General features: G+C 65.6%; 17 protein-coding genes. 9 read left to right on the top strand and 8 right to left on the bottom strand.

Annotation, left to right across the window (positions count from 1 at the left end):
* Positions 1–64: 64 nt before the first annotated feature.
* From KTJ89_RS13360 to pknB, 7 genes are all read left to right on the top strand, one after another.
* Positions 65–937 (top strand): DUF3662 and FHA domain-containing protein, encoded by an 873-nt coding sequence (locus KTJ89_RS13360; protein ID WP_259358056.1) that lies wholly within the window; start codon positions 65–67, stop codon positions 935–937.
* Positions 934–1,443, top strand: a complete 510-nt coding sequence (locus KTJ89_RS13355; protein WP_101545295.1) for an FHA domain-containing protein FhaB/FipA — start codon at positions 934–936, stop codon at positions 1,441–1,443. Before KTJ89_RS13360 ends, KTJ89_RS13355 begins: the two co-directional genes overlap by 4 nt.
* Positions 1,440–2,864, top strand: coding sequence for a PP2C family protein-serine/threonine phosphatase (locus KTJ89_RS13350; protein WP_259358055.1), 1,425 nt, complete (start codon positions 1,440–1,442; stop codon positions 2,862–2,864). The genes KTJ89_RS13355 and KTJ89_RS13350 overlap by 4 nt, the downstream gene beginning before the upstream one ends.
* Positions 2,864–4,456, top strand: coding sequence for an FtsW/RodA/SpoVE family cell cycle protein (locus KTJ89_RS13345; protein WP_259358054.1), 1,593 nt, complete (start codon positions 2,864–2,866; stop codon positions 4,454–4,456). The genes KTJ89_RS13350 and KTJ89_RS13345 overlap by 1 nt, the downstream gene beginning before the upstream one ends.
* Complete coding sequence (locus tag KTJ89_RS13340) at positions 4,453–5,922, top strand: peptidoglycan D,D-transpeptidase FtsI family protein (protein WP_259358053.1); 1,470 nt, start codon at positions 4,453–4,455, stop codon at positions 5,920–5,922. Before KTJ89_RS13345 ends, KTJ89_RS13340 begins: the two co-directional genes overlap by 4 nt.
* A complete protein-coding gene (locus tag KTJ89_RS13335; RefSeq protein WP_259358052.1) occupies positions 5,919–7,739 on the top strand; it encodes a protein kinase domain-containing protein in 1,821 nt (606 codons plus the stop codon). The genes KTJ89_RS13340 and KTJ89_RS13335 overlap by 4 nt, the downstream gene beginning before the upstream one ends.
* Before the next feature lie 117 nt (positions 7,740–7,856).
* Positions 7,857–9,746, top strand: coding sequence for a Stk1 family PASTA domain-containing Ser/Thr kinase (gene pknB / locus KTJ89_RS13330; protein ID WP_259358051.1), 1,890 nt, complete (start codon positions 7,857–7,859; stop codon positions 9,744–9,746).
* 91 nt (positions 9,747–9,837) lie between these two features.
* On the opposite strand, the gene KTJ89_RS13325 is transcribed toward pknB, so the two are convergent.
* The 4 genes from KTJ89_RS13325 to KTJ89_RS13310 all read right to left on the bottom strand — a co-directional run bounded on the left by KTJ89_RS13325 (position 9,838) and on the right by KTJ89_RS13310 (position 12,528).
* Positions 9,838–10,350, bottom strand: coding sequence for a GyrI-like domain-containing protein (locus KTJ89_RS13325; RefSeq protein WP_139467643.1), 513 nt, complete (start codon positions 10,348–10,350; stop codon positions 9,838–9,840).
* Between the two features lie 159 nt (positions 10,351–10,509).
* Entirely contained in the window at positions 10,510–11,154 is a 645-nt protein-coding gene (locus KTJ89_RS13320) for an anthranilate synthase component II (RefSeq protein ID WP_259358050.1), read from the bottom strand.
* Entirely contained in the window at positions 11,151–11,318 is a 168-nt protein-coding gene (locus tag KTJ89_RS13315) for a hypothetical protein (RefSeq protein ID WP_167443994.1), read from the bottom strand. The genes KTJ89_RS13320 and KTJ89_RS13315 overlap by 4 nt, the downstream gene beginning before the upstream one ends.
* Position 11,319: 1 nt before the next feature.
* Entirely contained in the window at positions 11,320–12,528 is a 1,209-nt protein-coding gene (locus tag KTJ89_RS13310) for a class E sortase (protein WP_259358049.1), read from the bottom strand.
* 264 nt (positions 12,529–12,792) lie between these two features.
* Between KTJ89_RS13310 and KTJ89_RS13305 the strand changes: the two genes are divergently transcribed.
* Positions 12,793–13,515 (top strand): cell division protein CrgA, encoded by a 723-nt coding sequence (locus KTJ89_RS13305; RefSeq protein WP_259358048.1) that lies wholly within the window; start codon positions 12,793–12,795, stop codon positions 13,513–13,515.
* A gap of 431 nt (positions 13,516–13,946) precedes the next feature.
* Here the strand turns inward: KTJ89_RS13305 and KTJ89_RS13300 are convergent, their stop codons facing one another.
* Positions 13,947–14,648 carry a rhomboid family intramembrane serine protease gene (locus KTJ89_RS13300; RefSeq protein WP_139909574.1) on the bottom strand — a complete coding sequence of 234 codons (702 nt, stop codon included), beginning with the start codon at positions 14,646–14,648 and terminating at the stop codon, positions 13,947–13,949.
* A 38-nt stretch (positions 14,649–14,686) separates the two neighbouring features.
* Positions 14,687–15,229, bottom strand: a complete 543-nt coding sequence (locus tag KTJ89_RS13295; protein ID WP_139467639.1) for a peptidylprolyl isomerase — start codon at positions 15,227–15,229, stop codon at positions 14,687–14,689.
* A gap of 175 nt (positions 15,230–15,404) precedes the next feature.
* On the opposite strand from KTJ89_RS13295, the gene KTJ89_RS13290 reads away from it, so the two are divergent.
* Positions 15,405–16,145, top strand: a complete 741-nt coding sequence (locus KTJ89_RS13290; protein ID WP_229664020.1) for a hypothetical protein — start codon at positions 15,405–15,407, stop codon at positions 16,143–16,145.
* A gap of 204 nt (positions 16,146–16,349) precedes the next feature.
* Here KTJ89_RS13290 and KTJ89_RS13285 read toward each other — a convergent pair whose 3' ends face one another.
* Both KTJ89_RS13285 and argS read right to left on the bottom strand, forming a co-directional pair.
* Positions 16,350–17,636, bottom strand: coding sequence for an MFS transporter (locus KTJ89_RS13285; protein ID WP_310650299.1), 1,287 nt, complete (start codon positions 17,634–17,636; stop codon positions 16,350–16,352).
* A complete protein-coding gene (argS, locus tag KTJ89_RS13280) occupies positions 17,633–19,372 on the bottom strand; it encodes an arginine--tRNA ligase (RefSeq protein WP_259358047.1) in 1,740 nt (579 codons plus the stop codon). Before argS ends, KTJ89_RS13285 begins: the two co-directional genes overlap by 4 nt.
* Positions 19,373–19,438: the final 66 nt, after the last annotated feature.

Below are 19,438 nucleotides of genomic sequence, written 5' to 3'. Positions count from 1 at the left end.
GAGCACTCAAAGACGCTAGGCGAAGAGTTCGTCCGGCAACGGCAACACCTGATGAGGAGGTGCCATGGGGTTACTCGATCGCTTCGAGAAGGGGCTGGAGAACGTCGTCAACGGCGCCTTCGCCAAGGCTTTCAGATCCCAGGTAGAACCCGTCGAGCTCGCCGGAGCCCTGCGCCGTGAGGCCGACAACAAAGCCGCCGTGGTCTCCCGCGGTCGCACCCTGACGGCCAACCACTACGTCATCGAGCTCTCGCAGACCGACCACGACCGACTCTCCGGACTCGAGTCCGAACTGCGCTCCGATCTGCGCCAAGTCGTCGGCGACCACGCCGTCGAACAGGCCTACAGCTTCGTCGGTCCCGTCTCCGTCGAATTCGCTCTCGCCGACGATCTCGACACGGGAATGTACCGCGTCGTGTCCTCGACCCAGCGTCCCGACGGTTCCCCCGCCGCTCAACCGGCCAACCGCGGCGGCTACGACCCGATCTCGCGGGCGAATCCGATCGTCGGCGAGTCCCCGAACTCCGGTTCCCGACCCGCGACACCGCGCCGCACCCCCGAACCTGCCCGTTCGGCTCCGACCCCCGCCGCGACCTCGCGACCGAACCCTGCCGCCCGACCCGCACCCGCACCGGCTCCCGCGCGCTCCATCGAAGCCAGCGTCACCATCGACGGTCGCACGCAGATGCTGCGCCAGGGCACGAACACCTTCGGCCGATCCTCGTCGAGCTCGGACATCGTCATCGACGATCCCGGCGTCTCACGACGTCACTTCGAGATCGTCGTCGAGGGCGACCGTGCCGTGGCCAATGACCTCGGTTCGACGAACGGCACGCTTCTGCACGGACGCAAATTGACATCGGCGACCCTGTCCGACGGCGATGTCCTCCTCGCCGGAGAGGCCGAGGTCCACTACAACGAGCGGGATGCCCAGTGAGCGAATTCACCGTCACCGTCTTCCGGTTGGCATTCTTCGTCATCCTCTGGCTCTTCGTCCTCGGAGTCGCCGGAGTCCTCCGCCGCGACATCTTCGGCCCCCGGAAGGCCCGCGCCGGAAAGAAAGCTCGCCGAGGCGGCTCCAAGTCCGCCCCGCCGCCACCGTCGCGTCCGGCTCCCGCACCTCGTCCGGCGGCCGCCCCGGTCGCCCACGCCCATCCGGGCACCATCCGCATCACCGACGGCCCCTTGGCCGGGCAGACGCTGATGCTCTCGGGAGCGCCAGTGACCTTCGGCCGAGCCCCCGACAACACGATCATCATCAATGACGACTTCGCTTCCAGCCATCATGCGCGGATCTCGGCGAAGAACGGAGCCTGGATGCTCGAAGACCTCGGGTCGACGAACGGCACCATCGTCGACGGCTCGCGCATGACCGGGCCCATCCAGTTGGCCATCGGCACCCGGATCACCATCGGACATACGACCCTGGAGACCCAATCGTGACGACCGGCGGTACCATCACTCTCCGTTCGGCAGCCCGGTCTCATACCGGGCTGGTTCGTAAGAACAACCAGGACTCCGGCTACGCGGGACCCAATTTCCTGCTCATCGCCGACGGAATGGGCGGTCACGCCGGCGGAGACGTCGCCTCGGCGATCACCGTGTCCCGCTTGGCCGAACTCGATCACGAGCCCGGAGGCGAGGACGCCCTCGAAATCCTGCGGACCTCGATCCTCGAGGCCAATGACCGCATCTGCCGCGGCGTCGGCGAACAGCCCGAACTCGCCGGGATGGGCACCACCGTCACGGCCGTGCTGCGCGCCCCCGGCAATCGCTTCGCTCTCGCCCATATCGGCGACTCCCGCGGCTATGTGCTCCGCGACGACAGACTCCAGCCGATCACCCACGACCACACGTTCGTGCAGATGCTCGTGGATGAGGGCCGGATCACCGCTGAGGAGGCCGAGACCCACCCGCAGCGCTCGGTCGTGATGAAGGTCCTCGGCGACGTCGGGGCCTCCCCAGACCTCGATCTGTCCCTGCGTGAGGCCCAGGTCGGCGACCGTTGGATGCTGTGCTCGGACGGTCTGACCGGATTCGCCGATATCGACGACATCACCCGCGTGCTCAAAGAGGTGGCCGACCCCGACGAGGCCTGCCGTCAGCTCATCGACCTGGCCCTGGCCGGCGGCGGAGCCGACAATGTCACCGTCGTCGTCGGCGACGTTCTCGAAGGCGAGGTCGAGACCACCGAAGGCGTGTCCGTCGGCTCCGTCCACCTCAACCCCCGCTACGCCGCGATCGGTGCGAACCCCGACGCCGAGGCGGCCGTGGACACCGAAGCCCATGCGACCTTCGCCGAGGACGACGTGTCCGCCGACACCGCCCCGATCCAGACCGTGGACGGCGAGGACGTCGAAGCACGGGACGGAACCACTCAGCAGCTGCAGACGAACACCGCGGCAGACGAGGAGGCCGACCTCGACGATGAGGTCGAGAAAAGGTCCTACCTCGGATGGATCATCACCGCCATCGTGATCGTCGCGCTGGCCGTCGGCGGATTCTTCGCCTTTAACTACGTCAGCCACCAGTACTATGTCGCCGACGACGACGGCAAGGTCTCCCTCTACCGCGGTCTCGACACGACGCTCGGGCCCATCGAACTCAGCCGCCTCGTCGACACCACGGACATCGAGGTCGGCAGCCTCAACAGCTACTCCCAGGACCGTCTGCGCGGATCGATTCCCGCCGGGTCACGCGATGAGGCCGATCGCATCATCGACAATCTGCGCAAGGAATCCGATCGCTCCTCCGGCATGTCCGGCGATGTCGAGGACTCGACGAGTCCGAGCGACCCGGCTCCCTCACCTCCGGATTCGAAGTCTGCCGACCCCAGTGATGCCATCACCCGGGAGTCGCAGTGATGAACCAGGCTCCCTCGCAGACCGCGCGCCCCAGAACCTACCGGTTGGCCGAGCTCGGTCTCCTGATCCTGGCTATTGCCGTCGCCACCACCGCCTACGCCCTGGTCGGTCTCGGCGTCGAAGACACCATCCCGGCCAATGTCTACGGCTATGCCGCATGGCTGGCGGCCCTCGGCGTCATCCTCCACATCATTGTGTGGATCAAGGCGAAATACGCCGATCCCGTGCTCGTGCCGATCGCGGTGCTGCTCAACGGCCTCGGCCTGGCCATGATCTACCGCGTCGACCTCGGCCGCGACGAATACCTCGGTTCGGCGATGACCCAGCTGGTGTGGATGACACTCGGCGTGGGTCTGGCCATCGCCGTGATCTTCATTGTCCGCGACCACCGCTGGCTGCGCCGCTACACCTATGTCTCGGGCTTCGCCGCCCTCGTCTTCCTTCTGCTGCCGCTCATCCCCGGCATCGGCAAGACCATCAACGGCGCCCGAATCTGGATCGGCGTCGGCCCTCTGTCCTTCCAGCCCGGCGAGATCGCGAAGATCCTGCTGGCCATCTTCTTCGCCGGCTACCTCGTCACCTACAAGGACCAGCTCGTCGCCGCCGGGCCGAAGATCCTCGGCATCCGCTTCCCCCGTCTGCGCGACTTCGGCCCGATCGTCGTCGCCTGGGTCGCCAGCGTGGGCGTGCTCGTCTTCGAACGCGACCTCGGCACCTCGCTGCTCTTCTTCGGCCTCTTCGTCGCCATGCTCTACGTGGCCACCTCAAAGGTCTCGTGGATCATCCTCGGCCTCGGATTCTTCTCCGCCGGCGCGATTGCGGCGACCTTCCTCTTCTCCCACGTGGGACAGCGTGTGTCCGGTTGGCTCAATGCGCTGACCGCCGAGGAGTACAACAAGACTCCCGGTGGTTCCTACCAGCTCGTGCAGGGCCTGTTCGGCATGTCCAACGGCGGACTCATCGGCACCGGCTTCGGCGAAGGCCGGCCGAATATGGTCCCCTACGCCGAATCCGACTTCATCTACGCCAGTTTCGGAGAGGAGATCGGCCTGGCCGGGCTCTTCGTCATCCTGCTGTGCTACCTCTTCATCTTCCAGCGCGGAATCCGCACCGCTCAGCAGCTGCGTGACGGCTTCGGCACTCTGCTGGCCACGGGCCTGTCGTTCACGATCGCCCTGCAGGTCTTCGTCGTCGTCGGCGGCGTCACGCGCCTCATCCCGCTGACGGGTCTGACCACGCCGTTCCTCGCACAGGGCGGTTCCTCGCTCATCGCGAACTGGATGATCATCGGCCTGCTGCTGCGGATCTCGGACAATGCCAGGCGCCCCGTGGAGGAATTCCACACCGGAGTGCTCAGAATCACAGAGGATCCCGAACCCGTTCCCGCAGGTGCTCGCGCCAACGACACGGCCGCCTCGGCGCTCACGGTCGACGAGGATGCCCCCACGACGAACCTGCCGCCGGCGGATTCCCGCGTGTTCGATGACGAAGCCCCGACCACGAATCTGCCGTCCGCAGGCGCACGGCCCCGCGGCCAGGCACCGAACGACACCGATGCCACCGACCAACGACCCACCGGAGGTGAACGATGAAGAAGCCATTGACGCATATCGCCGTCGTCGGATTCGTCATGTTCGCGCTCCTGTTCGGGTCGACGAGCTGGGTGCAGTACGTAACTGCGGATTCGCTGAACAACAATCCGCTGAACAACCGGCGGATTCTCGACCAGCTGGCTCGTGATCGCGGTCCGATCCTCGTCGACGGCACCCCGATCGCCTATTCGGAGCCCGTCGACGACAAGTACAAGTACCAACGCAAATACGGTTCGGACAACCTCGATCCGCGTGCCTACGCCTCGCTGACCGGCTACTACTCCGTCGTGTCCGGCGCTTCGGGGATGGAGCGCGCCTCCGGCGACTACCTCTCCGGCGATTCCGACGCCCTGTTCTATGACAAGGTCGGCAGCTTCTTCACCGGTGAGCAGCCGCGCGGCGCCGCCGTCGAGCTGACGATCGACCCGAAGGTGCAGCAGGCTGCGTGGGACGGGCTGGGCAACCAGAACGGCGCCGCCGTCGCTCTCGACCCGAAGACCGGGAAGATCCTGGCCATGGCCTCGACCCCGGGCTGGGACCCCAATGCCCTGGCCAGCCACGACTCGACCGAAGCCAGCCAGGCCTTCAAGAACCTCGAAGCCGCCGACGGCAAGCCCGCCTACAACCGCGCTATCGGCGGCAACCTGTACCCGCCCGGCTCGACGTTCAAGGTCCTCGTCGCCGCGGCCGCCCTGGAATCCGGCGACTACGAGCCCGATTCCCAGCTCAACGGACCCGCCACGCTCGATCTGCCGCAGACGACGGCGACGATCGGCAACTCGCATCCCGGTGCCTGCCGCAACGGGGGCAAGCCGACGCTGGCCGATTCGCTCGCCGAATCCTGCAACACCTCATTCGCCTCCTTGGGAATGGACCTCGGAGAAGACGCAATCGCGAAGCAGGCCGAGAAGTTCGGCTTCGGCGAGGATCTCGAGATCCCTCTCAATGTCACCCCGTCCTCGTTCCCGTCCGACCTCAATCCGCCGCAGCTGGCTCAGTCCTCGCTCGGTCAGTACGAAGTCAGGTCGACTCCGCTGCAGATGGCGATGATGACCGCAGGAATCGCCAACGGCGGCAAGATGATGAAGCCCCAGCTCGTCGACAGGGTGCTCAATGCGAACACCCTCGAGCCGATCTCCGAGACCCGCCCGAGCCAGATGTCCCGCCCCGTGTCCGGATATACGGCCGACAAGCTCACCGACATGATGACCGGTGTGGTCGAGAACGGCACCGCCTCGGTGGCGAAGATGGGCGATACGAAGGTCGCGGCGAAGACCGGCACCGCCCAGCACGCCAAGGGCGCGGCACCCCATGCCTGGTTCATCTCCTTCGCCCCCGCCGACGACCCTCAGGTCGCGGTCGCGGTCGTAGTCGAGAACGGTGGAAACGCGGGCAACGAAGCTTATGGTGCGACGGTCGCAGGACCGATCGCGAAGAACATGATGGAAGCGGTGGTCGAGAAATGAGACCCGTCGAAGGCACCCTGTTGGGCAACCGTTACAAACTCACCTCCCGCATCGCCGTCGGCGGCATGGGCGAGGTCTGGAAGGGTGTGGACTCCGTGCTCGGCCGCGAGGTCGCGGCGAAGATCCTCAAGGACGAGTACCTCTCCGAATCGACCTTCCTCGCCCGGTTCCGTGCCGAAGCCCAGAACATGGGCCGAGTCTCCGACCCGGGAATCGCCGGCGTCTACGACTACGGTGACGAGCAGGGTTCGCCCTACCTCGTCATGGAATACGTGCCCGGTGAGGCTCTGTCGGCCATCATCGAGCGCAGTGCTCCCCTGTCCGAGACCGATACGCTCTCCATCGTCACGCAGGCCGCTCAGGCCCTCGGTGCCGCACACAAGGTGGGCGTCATCCATCGTGACATCAAGCCCGGCAACATCCTCATGACCCCGGACTTCCGGGTCAAGATCACGGACTTCGGCATCGCCCGAGTCACCGATCAGGCACCGCTGACGAAGACCGGGCAGGTCATGGGCACCGCCCAGTACCTCGCCCCCGAACAGGCCACCGGAAAGGGTTCGGGACCCGGTTCCGACCTCTATGCACTGGGCATCATCGCCTATGAGGCCCTGGCCGGTCAGCGTCCCTTCACCGGAGACTCGCAGGTGGCCATCGCCATCGCCCAGGTCAATCAGCAGCATCCGCCGCTGCCGGACACGGTCTCCGAACCGCTGCGCCGCTTCGTCGACTGCCTGCTGGAGAAGAAGCCCGAACGCCGTCCCTCCGATGCCTTCAAGGTCGCCAAGGCCGCCGAGGCGCTCTCGGCCGGGGACATCGCCGGGGCCGAGGAGCTCGTGCCGCAGATGCGCCACGGAGCCGCGGCGTCCGAAGCTCTGACCCAGGTCTTCAACAACCCGGAGCCGGCAGCCACGACGAAGACCCTGCCCGTCACCTCCTCGAACGATGCGACCCAGGTGTATCCGAACGGTGCCGCCGCCGGAATCGTCGGCGCTGGTGCCGCCGGTGCCGGAGCAGCTGCGGCGAATACGGGACAGATCGATCCCAACGATCCGCAGAATCAGGATCTGGAGAAGGACAAGCAGTCGAACAAGGGCCGGGTCCTCATCTGGATCCTTGCGATCATCGCCCTCATCGCGGTCGGTTCCCTGCTGTGGTTCTTCCTCGGCGGAGGCAATGCCGAACCCGAACCGGAGCCATCGACCTCGGCGCCCACCTCGGAGGCGGCGAAGACGATCGAGATCGATAAGAACGATTACATCGGACTCACGGAATCCTCGGCGACGCAGAACCTCGAGAACAAGGGACTCGAGGTCGAGACGACCGACATCAACTCGGATCGGGCGGCTGGAACCGTCGCGGACGTCGGCGAGGGCGACAACGGTTACACCTTCGAAGAGGGTGACACCGTGACCCTCTACATCTCCGCCGGTCCCGCCGAGCAGCCCGAAGAGCCGGCCTCGGACTCCGGATCCGATTCGGGGCTGGGCAATGACTCGGAGTCGAGCTCGGATTCCGGTTCCTCATCCGATTCGCAGGATCAGGGTTCGAACTCCGGTGACAACGGTTCGTCCTCCGATCAGGACTCCTCGAGCTCGTCGAGTTCGTCGTCGGACTCCGAGACCTCGAGCGAATCGGACTCCTCATCGTCGACGGACACGTCAGGCGAGTCGGATACCTCGAGCTCCGGCGATTCGGCCGACACCTCCGGCGGCTCCAACCCGAACAGCGGCAATAACGGAGCGGGCAGCAATTCCGGCTCGGCGAGCAGCTCGGAGGCCGGCGGCAACCAGAACGGAAACAACGGCAATGACTAGACAGTGATCGATACAGAGCAGCGATTACGAGAAGCGAAGAGTTTGAGATACTGAAACTCGACCCGGTTCAGGTGAGAATGAAGCCTGAAGCTCGGGTGAGACAAGCGGAGGACATACATGAGTGAACCCAAGGTTCTGTCGGGGCGTTACGAAGTTCGTGCGCTCCTCGGCCGTGGGGGCATGGCAGAAGTGCATGAGGGCGTCGACAACCGTCTCGGCCGTCGCGTGGCCATCAAACTTCTGCGCTCCGATCTCGCCCGCGATCCGTCGTTCCACACCCGACTCAAGCGCGAGGCCCAATCCGCGGCCGGTCTCAACCATCCCGGAATCGTCTCCGTCTACGATTCGGGCGAAGAGGAATTCGTCGAATCCGGCGGCTCGTCGGTGTCCGTTCCGTTCATCGTCATGGAATACGTCGAGGGCCAGACCCTGCGCGAAGTCCTCAATGAGCACGGCACACTCACCGTCGACGAGGCGCTGAACGTCATCGCCGGGGTCCTGGCTCCGCTCGAATACTCCCACCGCAACGGCATCGTCCACCGCGATATCAAACCCGCGAACGTCATGCTCACCCCTGAGGGTGACATCAAGGTCATGGACTTCGGCATCGCCCGGGCGCTCAAGGACAATTCGGGACTGACGCAGACCCAGTCGGTGGTCGGCACCGCCCAGTACCTCTCCCCCGAGCAGGCCCGCGGCGAAGTCGTCGACGCCCGTTCCGACCTGTATTCGACAGCCTGCCTGCTCTACGAGCTGCTGGCCGGTCGTCCCCCGTTCGTCGGCGATTCCCAGTTGGCCGTGGCCTACCAGCACGTCGGGGAGACTCCGCAGCCGCCGAGCTTCTACAACTCGAACATCCCACCGGCCGTCGACCGGCTCCTCCTCCACGCTCTGCTCAAGGACCGCGACGCCCGCTACCAGGACGCCTACACCTTCCGCGAGGACGTGCTCGCCGCCCGCGACGGCCGTCCCATGAGCTTCGAGGACGATGTCGAGGCCACGCAGGCGTATCCGATGATGGCCCCGCCCATGACCGCTCCGATGGCTCATGCCAACGAGGCCGAGCCCACTCCCGAAACCGGGCCCGTATCGGCGATCATGACCAATCAGGAGGAGCGTCCGCCGCAGAAGCGGTCGCGCGCCTGGGTCTGGATCGGCAGCATCTTCGTCCTCCTCGCCCTGGCCGCCGTGGCCCTGTGGGTGTACGAGATCAACAAGCCCGAGCCGATCGTCCAGGTCGAGGTCACGGATGTGGCGAACATGGACGCCGATGAGGCCGAGGCCGCGCTCATCCAACAGGGCCTGCGGGTGGACACGGACGAGAAGTACAGCGCCGAAGTCGACGAGGGCAAGGCGATCGAGACCGACCCTCCGGGCGGTCAGAAGGTCGACAAGGACAGCGTCGTCAAGCTGATCATCTCCTCGGGCCCCGAGTCCGTGAAGATCCCCGATGTCACCGGCAAGACCGAGGAGCAGGCGCGGAAGATCATCAACGACGCGAAGCTGCAGGCCGGCACCCATATCTCCCAGAATTCCCCGGATGTGGAGAAAGGCGTCGTCATCGAGACCAAGCCCGGTGACGGTCAGGAGGTCGACGTCGATTCGAATGTCGATCTCGTCGTCTCCTCGGGCATGGTCGAGGTCCCCGACGTCACGGGTCAGACCGCCGAGGAGGCCTGCAAGACCCTCGAGGGCGATGAGTACCAGCTCACGTGCAAGACCGAAGAGGTCGAGACCGACGAACACGATGAGAAGAAGGTCTTCGAACAGTCAGCGACCGGCGGAAGCGAGGTCAAGCAGGGCTCGGAGATCACTGTGAAGGTGGCCAAGAAGCCGCCGGAGCCGTCGCCGTCGATCCCGTCGGTCCCCGGTGGAATCCCGACCGCTCCCGGCGACGACGGCGGAGACAACGGAGACGAAGGCGATCAGGACAAGGACAAGAAGGACAAGGATTCGATGGGTGGAGGGCTCTTCGACAACTGGTCCGAAGGCATCATCGGCAACTGAGCTCTCAGCGCACAGCGGCCGGGTCAGTCATCGACTGACCCGGCCGCTGTCGTCTCCGGTGTGTGTCTGTGGGCGTCGGTGACGCCGTTCCTCACTCCAAGGTGAGGAACAGGTCGGTGCGCATATCGGCGGGATCCGCCTCGGGGCTGGGTTCGGTGACATAGAGTTCGATGAACGGCAGTCCCGGACGGTGGCCGGCCGCCACCGCGTCTTTGAGCAGCTGCGCCCATGACTCCCCGAGGCCGTCGTATCCGCCGAGGTGGCTGCGCACGGCCATGGAGCCGCCGGGCAGCTCCGCAGGGATGACGATATGACCGCCGGCGATCGGCTGCGCATTCGTCAGCCCCGCCGAGGTGGGGATCCCGACCTGCAGATCCACCGTTTCACTCGGCTGTCGAGTGTAGAGGGCGAAGGCCGGTCCCGCGGGTTCGAGGCCCGCCTCGGAGAGCACGGGGAAGAGACCGGAGAACGTGGCATCGAAGAGTTCCGGCAGGTCTGACATGTGCACTTCACGCGCTTCGACGACCGCCGCCGGAGTGGCAGGGACCTCGATGACGGTGAGTTCGGTGAACGGTTCGTCGCGCAGATAGGTCGGTTCTGACATCGTCGCTGTCTCCTGTTCGTCGGCAGTGCACGGCCCTTGAGGTCGTGCACGGATCCCGGCGCTGATTCGGATCATCTGAGCACGGGGACCACTGTGCTCACGATCATAACGATGGGCCGCCTCGGCGAGAACCCTGAGAACAGGGATCGGCGGGAATTCTCAGGCGATCGCGGTCGCCAGCGGCGACATGCCCGCCGCCGCCTGCGCAGCGCCTTCGAGACCGCACACCTCGAGCCAGTTGCCGAGCATGAGGTATCCGCACTCCGTGAGCACGGATTCGGGGTGGAACTGGACCCCGAACAGGGGCTTCTCCCGGTGTTCGATGGCCATGACGATGCCATCGTCGGTGCGGGCGGTGACGGCGAACTTCTCGAGGTCGAGGGTCTCGTCGACGATCGCCAGCGAATGGTAGCGGGTGACCGTCAGCGGGCTCGGGCAGCCGAAGAAGATGCCTTCGCCGTCGTGGGTGATGACCGAGGTCTTGCCGTGCATGAGCACGGGAGAATGGGTGACCTCGGCGCCGAACACCTCGCCGAGTGCCTGATGGCCCAGGCAGACGCCGAACACGGGCATGCCAGCCTTCTCCGCCCAGGACAGAAGGGGCGGGCAGACTCCGGATTCTGCGGGCACGCCGGGGCCCGGGGACAGGAGCACGCCGTCGTAGGCGCTCACGGACTCCGCGATCGCGGAGACGGGGATGTCGTCGTTGCGGACGACGTCGACATCCGCGCCGAGCTCACGCAGATAGGACACGAGCGTGTAGACGAAGCTGTCGTAGTTGTCGATGACGAGGATCTTTGTCATTGTCCGCCTTCGGTCACTGTGGCGTTGTTGAAGGGCATGTACGGGGCGATCACGGGGAAGACGTACTGCATGAGCAGCAGCACGACAGCCGCAATGAGGATGAGGGCGAGGATGAGCTTGACCACCCAGTTGCCCGGGAGGATCCGCCAGATGAATGCGTACATATCAGGCACCGCCGTTCTTGCTGACCTTGTCATAGGCCTTCGAGTCCTTGATATTGTCCGGTGCTCCGTCACTGGCCGGCGTCCAGTCCGTGAGTTCGGCGTAGGCGACGTAGCGTTCCCGGGCGGAGAACATCGGGTTGCAGGCCGTCATCGTCAGGATCCGGTCCTTGCCCTTGAAGTCGGGTGCGTCGGGCACGGGCGAGAGCACTTCGACGGCGTCGGGGAGGATGATGTCGAAGTTGCGGAAGGTGTAGGTGTAGAAGCCGTCCTTCGTCTGGACGATGATCTCATCGCCCGGGCGCAGGTTCGCGATCTGGTTGAGCGGCTTGCCGTAGGTCACGCGGTGGCCGGCGATGGAGAAGTTCCCGACTTCGCCCGGCATCGCCGAGTTCGGGTAGCGGCCCACGCCCATCCGGTTGAGCACGGGTTCGAGGTCGACGCCCTCGGCGACGGTGCGGTAGTAGTCGTCGCCGAAGCGCGGGATGTAGAAGATGCCGAAGGCCTCGTTCTTGCCCACGGGATCGGAGACCACGGGTTCGTCCGGGTCGTCGGGCAGCTCGTTCGGGTCCTGGTTCGCCCAGTCCTGGGTGAGTTCGTCGGCGAGCACTTCGTTGTCGCGGTTGGCCTGGATGTCCGTCCACCACAGCTGCCAGACGACGAAGAGGATGAGGACGAGACCGGCCGTGATGCACAGTTCGCCGAAGGTGCGCACGGTCCCGCGGATCGGACCGAGCGGTTCCTTCTCCACGGGCTGACGTCGCCGCTGGCGGCGGGTCTGAGGCCGGCCCTGAGGTTGGGGTGCGGCCTGAGGTTGGCGTGGATCCTCGCCGAGGTGGCCGTGCGCAGCATGTCCGCCCTGCTGGGGTGCGGCCGCATATCCGTTGCCGGCCGCGCCACCGGCGTTCTGTGCCGCATTGGGAGCGTTCTGCGGGACCGCGGGCATGGCCTGGGTCGCCTGAGCGTGCGTCGAGTGGGGCTGTTCGTAGACAGGCGGGGCGTCGGAGTAGACGGCGGTCGGTTCGCCCTGGGCCGCAGCGGCTTCGGCTTCCCTGCGTCGCAGCTCGCGTCGGCTGGGCAGCGGCTGATCGCCGCCGGCACCGGAACCACCTGCAGACTGATCGGCGGAGTAACCGAGCTGCTGGTCACCGTAGTCAGATGGAGCCTGCCGTCTCTGAGCAGGACGGATAGTGGGTCGCGAGGGCGGATTCACGCCCGGCTCGTTACCCGAGGAGGAACTATTCACCACTTCTGCTCCGTGACTGTCACTGCATTGTCGGGGGCCGTCGAAGAAGACAGGCGGGGACACCCCTATGCACTTTATCCTATGGGAATCATCGTTCGGGGCGCGCTCGGGGCGCTTTCAGGGTAGTCGGAGTTTTTCGCTGTGACCCCCGCCCCGAGTAGACTGGTCTGCGATCGTCCCCAACCATTCATTCGGCGACCCCAAAGACGGTCGGCCGACAAAGGAGTACTTGTGGCCAAGTCCAAAGGACGCCCCCAGCGCACTTCTCGCACTTCGTCGGCGGCCAAGGCGAAGCAGGCCGAATCCGCAGAAACGGTCGAAGCGACCGAGATCGAGGAACTCGAGACCGAATCGCTCGACACCGATGTCGCCGAAGCTGCCGACACCGAGTCGGATGCGACGGAGTCTGCTGCGGATGACCTGAAGGACGATTCCGCGGATGAGGACGCAGAGAACTCCGAAAAAGCTTCCGCGAAGGACTCAGCGACCGCGGCCGCCGGAAAGAAGGACAAGGCGTCGACGGACGAGAAGTCGGCCACGAAGTCCGACTCGGCCAAGGACGCGAAGTCGGCCAAGGATGCGAAGTCGTCGAAGACCTCGGACTCCAAGACCTCAGGATCGAAGGCCTCTGATTCCAAATCATCGGCCTCCAAGACAACCGGCTCGAAAGGTGCGGCCGCCAAGCGCACGGCCCGGTCGGGCAATCCCGCCAAGCGCCCGCAAGGTCGCAAGACGGCGAGCTACACCTCGACCTCGGGGCAGCAGACCATCAAACCGAACCCGAGCTGGTTCCTGCCGGTCCTCATCGGCCTCCTGCTCATCGGTCTGATCTGGCTCGTCACCTTCTACATCACCCAGGGCGCTTTCCCCGTCGAAGCGTGGGGCAACTGGAACATCCTCATCGGCTTCGCCTTCTTCGTGGCGGGTCTGATCATGTCCACACGCTGGCGGTAGCCGACCCCGGCCGCAATCGCTGACGATTGTCTGGTCGATCCGCGGTGATTCTGAGCTCGGAATCACCGCGGATCGACCAGACAATCTGCATTCACCGGTCCACGCTCGCACCGGCAACGGCGCTCCGCTCGCTCCGGCAGCGGCGCCCCGGCATCAACAATCCACAAGCGCCGAGTTATACCCAAGCCGGGTGCGTCGCTTGTGGAAAACTTAATTTAAGCCTCTGACCAGGCTAAACACACAGGTGTAAGTTATCCACGTTGTGGATAGAGCTTGTGGACAAAGAATTTTCCACTGCAGAGTGCACACAAAACGGCTTTTGTCTGGTAAAAGCCTGATAGCGCCTGTGCGACTTCGCTCAGCAGACGAAAACGTCGCACTCTGCGACTGAGTCCAGGGCCTCAGCCGAGTTCGGAATTCGAGCTCCTAGCTCAGGGCAGGGCTGAGAGGCCGGCCAGCTTCCACGCTCCGCCGGCCGCCAGGAGCACCACCAGACCGACCGCGGTCGACGTGAACACGAGCGTCCGTGAGCGCTGTGGCCCGAGCAGCCCCGCACACCCGAGCACGAACCCGGTGAGCAGACCGCCGAGGTGGGACTCCCAGGACACGCCCGCGACGAGGAATCCATAGCCGAAGTTGAGCGCCACGAACACGAGCACCCCGGCGATGTTCCGGTCGAGCCGACGGGTCGGGGCCAAGAGGACACCGACGATCGCGAACACCGCACCCGAAGCACCGATATGATGCGTCACCCAATCGACGCCGAGGGGATCGGCCAGCAGGAGCACCATGGCCGAACCACCCGCAGTGCCGATGATGTAGACGGCCAGGAACTTCCAATGCCCCAGCGCCCGCTCGACGAAGGATCCGAAGAAGAACAGTCCGATCATGTTCGCCAGCAGATGGAACGGTGAGGGCTCCTCGTGGACGAGGGCGACCGTGAGCACCCGCCACGGCTGTTCGAGCGTGAGCGCAGGCACGAAGCTCAGTCGGCGCAGCAGGTCGAGGCCGGGAATGAGCTCCGCGAGGAACGCCACGATGGTGACGATGAGGAGCGTGCGGGTGATCAGCGGCGGGGATGCAGAGAGGGCCCGGCCGGTTTCCCGTGCCGAGCCCTCCTCAGGTGTGTCCATCACACCATGGTACTCAGTGGTCCTCTACGGACAGTGACTCACTTCGCGGTGACGTCGACCTTCTCGATGACGACCGGCTCGACCGGCTTGTCCATCGCAGCGGTGCGCACACCCTCGATCTCGTCGACGACCCGCTGCGAGGCTTCATCGGCAACCTCACCGAAGATGGTGTGCTTGCCGTTGAGCCAAGGGGTCTCAGCGGTGGTGATGAAGAACTGCGAGCCGTTGGTGCCGCGTCCCATCTGCTTGCCGGCGTTGGCCATGGCCAGCAGGTACTTGCGGTCGAACTGCAGTTCGGGGTGGATCTCGTCATCGAAGGTGTAGCCGGGTCCGCCGGTGCCGGTGCCCAGCGGGCAGCCGCCCTGGATCATGAAGTTCGAGATGATGCGGTGGAAGCCGAGTCCGTCGAAGAACGGGCGCTTGGTCGGCTCGCCGGTCGAAGGATCGGTGAACTCACGCTCACCTTGGGCGAGTTCGACGAAGTTGGCCACGGTCTTCGGAGCATGATTGCCGAAGAGGTTGATGGTGATGTCACCGTGGTTGGTGTGCAGGACTGCGGTATGTGTCGAAGCTGTAGTCATGCCTTCATTCTTCCACGCCGAGACGGCGAATGCAGTTTCGCACCAGGTCCATTGCCCAACCTGTCAGGCGATCCGCAGACAATTCGATGACATCCGCTGTCCACAGGGTTGCCCCTAGGCCGTAGACTGGTCAATGATCACCTGACCACCGACATCTAAGGATTGGGAACTGTTTATGTCGAAGAAGCCCACTCGAGATCAGCTCACTTCGAAGCTCGATTCCGCGAAGCAGACGTCGCTCCGAGTCCTGGCAGATGCCAGCGAGAACGCCGCCCCTAAGCTGCGTGAGGCCGCAGACAAGGCTCGCCCCCAGGTCGAGGCGCTGGCCGGCAAGGCCGAAGAGTTCGCTGAGAAGGCGCGTCCGCAGGTCGAAGCTCTCGCCGACAAGGCCAATGATCGGGTCCACGACTGGGCCGACAAGCTCGAGTCCTACCGACCCGAAGCCACCGAACGCGCCGGCAAGTTCGCATCGAACGCCGCGACTTCGCTGTCCGCTGCCGAGACCCCGAAGCTCATCGATGACCTGGCTGTCCGCCTCACCGGCGACAAGAAGGCCATGAAGAAGGCCCGCAAGGCTCTCGCCAACGCCGGAAAGCGCATCGAGAAGGACACCGCCCGCAAGTCCGGTGGCGGAAAGGCCGCACTTGTGTGGACCCTCGTCATCGGTTCGGCCGCCGGAATCGGCTACTACGTGTGGAAGAAGGCCCAGCCGGTCGAGGATCCCTGGTCGACCCCGCTGCCGAACAACCGTCCCGCCGATGCCCGTCCGGTCGGTTCGACCCCGGCTTCGCGCCAGGCAGCGGCCACCGAGGTCTCGCAGACCGCTGTGCCCTCGACCAAGGCTGAGGCCGCGGACGAGGTCCCCGCACCGAAGCCGGCCGTCAAGCCTGCCGAAGGCTCCGACGCCAAGCACTGAGTCACTGACGACTGATCAGTGACGCTGTTCAGTCACCAGGCGAATCCACGGATTCGCATGACCGTCACCGAGGCGGCCCACCGTTACGGTGGGCCGCCTCGGTGTTTCTGTGCGCGCCGACTCCTTATTGCTACCTGACGGCGGCCCAGCAACCTCGCGCCAGGTTGCTGGGCCGCCGTCAGGTAGTAATTAGGGAGGGCGAGCCTATTCGGGTTCGAGGACCTCGCGCCCGCCGCGGGGGAAGCCTCCGGCACGGCGGGCGGCCACGAGACCGGTGATCGTGAATGCGAGGGTTGCGGTGAGGATGAGCAGCAGCGGTGCCGTCCACCCGCCGGTCGCGGTGTTGAGCCAACCGGCGAACGGCGGAGCCAAGGTCGCTGCGAGGTAGCCGCCGAACTGCACGCGGGCCGATGCTGACGCGGTCTGGGCGTCGCTGCCGGCGGTGCGGGCGATGATCGAGAAGATCGCGGTGAACCCGCCGCCCTGGGCGATGCCGCCGGTGGTCGCCCACAGCCAGTACGCGCCGGGGGCTGCCAGCAGGCCCACGGGCAGGGACAGCCAGAGGACTGCGACGATCGCCACGGGCACCCACGGCTTCGTCTTCACTGCCAGCAGCGGCACTCCGAAGGCGCCGAGGATCGCCGCGATCTGGAACAGGGACGCTGTGCCTCCGGCGGCGGTGGGGGCGAGCCGGATCGTGTCGCCGAGGTAGCTCGGCAGCCAGGTCGTCGTCACGTAGTAGGCGGTCGACTGCCCGGAGAACGTGATGATGAGCAGGGCGATGATCATTCGGAAGGAGGCGGGAGCCTCGGCCCACGACTGCTTCGCGGCGGGGGCGGCCGCCTCGGCGAGGGACGGGTCAGTCGAATCGACGGCCTCCGCGGCAGCGCGGGCGGCCTCCCCCTCGCGGCGCACGCGCACGCGGATGAGCACCATCCAGAAACCGAGCCCAGCGAGGGCGAGAACGCCCCATGTGGCCAGCGCCCAGCGCCAGCCGAAGGCTGCGGCCAGCGGGCCGGTGCCGATGAGGGTGGCCATCGAACCGACGTTCATCATCGCCGAGTACAGGCCGGTGACCATCGACACCTGTTCCCACGGGACCTCGCGGCGGATGAGGACGGGCACGACGATATTGCCCAGGGTGATCGCGAGGCCGATGATTCCGGTGCCCACGAGCACGAGCCAGGACGGACCGACCGACCGCAGCACGGTGCCCAGCAGGACACCGGACAGACAGGCGAGAACCGTCGTTTCGGCCCCGAGGCGGGTGATGAACTTCCCCGCCAGCGGCGTGGCCAGCGCAAACAGCAGAACCGGCAGACCGGTGAGGAGACCGAGTCCGGCCGCGCTGAATCCCGTGCCTTCCTGGATGTCGGGCAGGATCGCCGTCGGCGCGATGATCGGGGTGCGCAGGTTGAGGGCGAGGATGACGATGCCCAGAACGATCCAGGGCAGCATCCTCTTCGCGGAGGGCAGGTGAGGTGAACTCACATCCGCTCGGGAACGCGGATGCCGAGCACCCCGAGACCGGCCTGGAGGACCTCGAGCACGATCGCCGAGAGCCGCAGACGGGAATCGCGCAGCTCTTCGGTCTCGGCGATGAGCACCGGGCACTGCTCGTAGAACGAGGTGAATGCCTGGGCGAGATCGAACAGGTAGGTGCACAGGCGGTGGGGCGTCGACCCGGCGGCCACCTCAGTGACCACATCGGCGAAGCCGAGGATCGACAGGGCCAGCTCACGTTCGGCCGTCTCGCCGAGGCTGATCGCAGCGTTCGCGACCTGGGAGGCATCGACGCCTTCGGCCTCGGCTTTGCGGCCGATCGAACGGATGCGGGCACCGGCGTACTGGAGGTACGGGGCGGTGTTGCCGATGGGGGCGAGCATCCGGTCGAGGTCGAAGGTGTACGAGGTGTCGTGGGCGACGGAGAGGTCGGCGTACTTGACCGCACCGATGCCGACGATGCGCGCAACCTCATCGGCCTCCTCGGGGCCGAAGTCCACGTGTGATTCTGCCAGAGTCGTCTTCGCCCGGGTCACGGCCTCTTCGAGGAGTTCGGCCAGGCGCAGCGGGGCACCGGAACGGGTGCGCAGGATCTTGCCGTCGGATCCGAGCACATTGCCGATCTTCACGTGTTCGGGGCTGAAGGTCTCCGGCAGCCAGCCGGCCGCGCGGGCGACGGTGAAGACCATTTCGAAGTGCATGGCCTGCGGGGTGCCGACGACGTAGAGCGCCCGGTTCACACCGAGGTTGATCGCCCGGTTGCGGACGGCCGCGAGGTCGGTCGTGGCGTAGCCGTAGCCGCCGTCGGACTTGCGGATGATGAGCGGCAGGGGTTCGCCCGCACGGCCGGTGAAGCCTTCGGGGAACACGCACAGCGCTCCATCGGAGATCGTGGCCAGGCCCTTCGCCTCGAGCTCGTCGCAGACCTCGGCGAGCATGTCGTTGTAGGTGGACTCTCCGGCGAGGTCGGCGTCGGTGAGGGTGACGTCGAGGAGGGAGTAGATGCGGTTGAAGTACTCGCGGGAGTAGCCGACGAGCGTCGTCCACAGGCCCAGGGTCTCTTCGTCGCCGCCCTGGAGTTTGACGACGCGGGACCGGGAGCGTGTGGCGAAGGCTTCATCGGAGTCGAACTTCGCCCGGGCCGCCTGGTAGAAGGCGTTCGGGTTCTCGGACACTTCGGAGGCCTCGTCGGAGTCGACTCCCACATCGAGGAGGTGTTCGATGAGCATGCCGAAGGGGGTGCCCCAGTCGCCGATGTGGTTCTGGCGGATGACCGTGTTGCCGAGGAATTCGTGGGTGCGGGCCAGGGCGTCCCCGACGACAGTGGTGCGCAGGTGCCCGACGTGCATCTCCTTGGCCACGTTCGGGGCCGAGTAGTCGATGGCGATCTTCTGCGGGGCATCGTTTGCCGGTGCCTCTGCGGCGCCTCCCGCTTCGAGGGTGGAGGCGAGGAATTCGGGGGTGAAGGTGAGATTGATGAACCCGGGTCCGGAGATCTCCGGGGTCTCGCACACACCCTCGAGGTCGAGGTTCTCAACGATCTGTGCGGCGATATCGCGCGGCTTCGACTTCAGCTCCTTGGCCAGCGGCAGGGCCACATTGGCCTGGAAGTCTGCGAACTGGCTGCTGCGGATGACGGGATCACGTCCGGCGAAGTCCTCACCGAAGGCCCGGGTGAGGGCGGCGGCGAAACGGTCCGTGAGCACAGAAGTCAGAGATGGCATGTGCCCATTCTATTGCCGGGTGCAAGTTGCCTGGGCATCGGTTCCGGCCCGCGGTCGCCGCACTGT

The sequence above is a fragment of the Brevibacterium sediminis genome (assembly GCF_024895295.1).
Lineage (GTDB): Bacteria > Actinomycetota > Actinomycetes > Actinomycetales > Brevibacteriaceae > Brevibacterium > Brevibacterium sediminis.
This window is presented reverse-complemented; position numbering and strand designations above follow the sequence as displayed.